The 2,478-nt window shown below is 58.3% G+C and carries 3 protein-coding genes; 2 read left to right on the top strand and 1 reads right to left on the bottom strand.

Annotated elements, in window-relative coordinates:
* The coding region (locus tag AC1DWI_RS19740; RefSeq protein ID WP_477725524.1) for a serine/threonine protein kinase at positions 1-982 on the bottom strand (982 nt) is incomplete at its 3' end.
* Between the two features lie 70 nt (positions 983-1,052).
* Here AC1DWI_RS19740 and AC1DWI_RS19735 point away from each other — a divergent pair.
* Both AC1DWI_RS19735 and gmk read left to right on the top strand, forming a co-directional pair.
* Complete coding sequence (locus tag AC1DWI_RS19735; protein WP_477725523.1) at positions 1,053-1,970, top strand: YicC/YloC family endoribonuclease; 918 nt, start codon at positions 1,053-1,055, stop codon at positions 1,968-1,970.
* Positions 1,971-2,013: 43 nt separating this feature from the next.
* A partial coding sequence (gene gmk / locus AC1DWI_RS19730) for a guanylate kinase (protein WP_477725522.1) occupies positions 2,014-2,478 on the top strand: 465 nt, incomplete at its 3' end.

Here is a 2,478-nt window from a genome sequence, read left to right as displayed (position 1 = left end):
TGGCCTTGCGCGCTGTTTTTTTCGTGTCAGACACCATATTGTCAAACTGAAGGCGAACCTTTTCGCTGACGGTGAGTTTGGTGTAACGACGCTCACCTTCCCTGCTCAATTCTTTTTGCAATGCAAATACCGACTGCGGCCGTGACAAGGGGTCAAGGGACATGCACCACTCTACAACTTCAATCAGGTTGTCGGAATACACGCCACGCAAACGGGACAGGGCTAGCGACAAACGGTCTTTTTCAAGGCGCTGCGGCGCGTCATTGGGGGGGTAGCCCTGCATGGTGGCGTAAATGCAGGCACCGATCGCATAGATATCGGTCCAGGGACCCATGGAGGAGTCCCTGCGGTACATCTCGGGGGCAGCAAAGCCCGGGGTGTACATGGGGCGGATGAAGTTGCCTTCCTTGCTCAGCACCTCTCGGGCTGCGCCGAAGTCGATCATGACGGCACGGTTATCGTCGGTAATGAAGATGTTGGCGGGCTTGATGTCCAGGTGGAGCATCTTGTGCTGGTGCACGATGCGCAATCCCCGAAGGATTTCGTCGAAAAGCGAACGGATGGTCGACTCGCGGAAAACCTTCTGCTTTTTCAGCTCACGGGCCGTGATGATGAAATCCTGCAGGGTTCCGCCCTCCAGGTAATTCATGACCATGTAAACGGTCTCGTTTTCACGGAAGAAATTCAGCACACTGACCACGGAGCCGTGTGAAATCTGGGCCAGCGAACGGCCTTCTTCGAAGAAACTTTTGAGTCCCAGACGATACAGCGAGAGCTTTTCAGCCTGGACCTGCGGAAGCAATTCCCCCGGGGCCCGGCCAGCCAGGGACGACGGCAGGTACTCCTTGATGGCGACCTGCTGGCCCTCGTTGTCGACGGCCAAGTAAACTACGCCAAAGCCACCGGCTGAAAGCTTTCGCACAACACGATAGCCACCAATCACGGTGTCGGGCGGCAATGGTGCGGGCTTGACCTTTGACATAATTTGGGATGAGCCAGAATGACTTGGTCAGTCTGGGTCTTGTTCTCTCTCTAGTAAAGCGTATTTWYAAATGTCAGTTTACAGCATGACGGGTTATGCAGCCGTGCAATCGAGCATGGCGCAATCCGCCCCGGAAACTGAATCGGGCSCGGAYGCCAGCTCCCGTCTGGGCGTCGAAATACGCTCCGTCAACAGCCGGTTTCTTGATTTGGCGTTTCGCCTGCCCGACGAATTGAGGCAGGCCGAGCCCGCATTGCGCGAATTGCTCACCGGCAAGCTCAAGCGCGGCAAGGTAGAAGTGCGGGTTTCGCTGGAAAGTACCTCGGCCGGCACCCTGCGCGCGCCATCTTCRGCAACCTTGCAACGGCTCGGATCGCTGGAGGACAGCATCAAATCCTGGCTGCCGCAGGCACCCGCACTCAGCGTGGCAGATATTCTGCGGATCGCCACCAATGAGGACAAAAAACCACATGACTACAGCGATGAGCTGCTCAAGCTGGCCAAAAAGGCCTTGAAAGAGCTGATGGCGGCCCGCGAACGCGAAGGCGCCCGGCTGGCCGACATGCTGCTTGACCGCACGGGACAGCTGCGTGCGCTAGCAGCGCTGGCGGTACCCATGGTGCCCAAACTGGTTGAGCAACAGAAAACCCGCTTCCTGGAACGCTGGAAAGAAGCCATGGCGCTGTCGGACGGCGCCACGCTGCCGGAAGTTGCACAGGACCGGGCGCTGACAGAGGCCACAGCCTTTGCCATCCGCATTGACGTCGCGGAAGAAATCACCCGCCTCTCCTCGCACCTGGATGAAATTGACCGCCTTCTGGCAAACGGCGGGGAACTGGGCAAGCGCCTGGATTTCCTGATCCAGGAGCTGCACCGCGAAGCCAATACACTGGGCTCCAAATCGGCGTCCCTCGAGCTGACACGCATTTCTGTCGACATGAAAGTGCTGATAGAGCAGATCCGTGAGCAGGTCCAGAACGTCGAATAGCCCCGCCCCTAGCCTAAAACACCGAAATCACCGCCCAGGACGCATGGACTACCCCGGAAACCTCTTTGTTGTAGCCGCCCCCAGCGGGGCCGGCAAATCCAGCCTGGTCAAAGCCCTTCTTGAACTGGATTCACGCATCCAGCCCGCAGTGTCACACACCACACGCCCTCCGCGCGGCCAGGAAAAGCACGGCAGGGAGTACTTTTTTCTCTCGCCCGAGGACTTTGACGGCATGGTGCTGCGCGACTCCTTCCTGGAATGGGCACATGTACACGGCCACCGCTACGGCACCTCGCGGCAGACCATTGAGGAGCGAATCGCCACCGGCGCCGACGTGATTCTGGAAATAGACTTTCAGGGCGCGATCAACATCAAACGGATTTTTGCCAATGCGGTGCTGATTTTCATACTCCCGCCAAGCTGGGAAGAGTTGCGCTCGCGCCTGCAGCGGCGTGGCGAAGACAGTGCCGAAGTCATCGAATTGCGGCTCAAAAACGCGGCCACCGAG

It is taken from the genome of Polaromonas sp. P3_C2 (assembly GCF_056402675.1).
The sequence above is the reverse complement of the archived record's forward strand: the minus strand, read 5'-3'. Positions and strand labels throughout refer to the sequence as shown.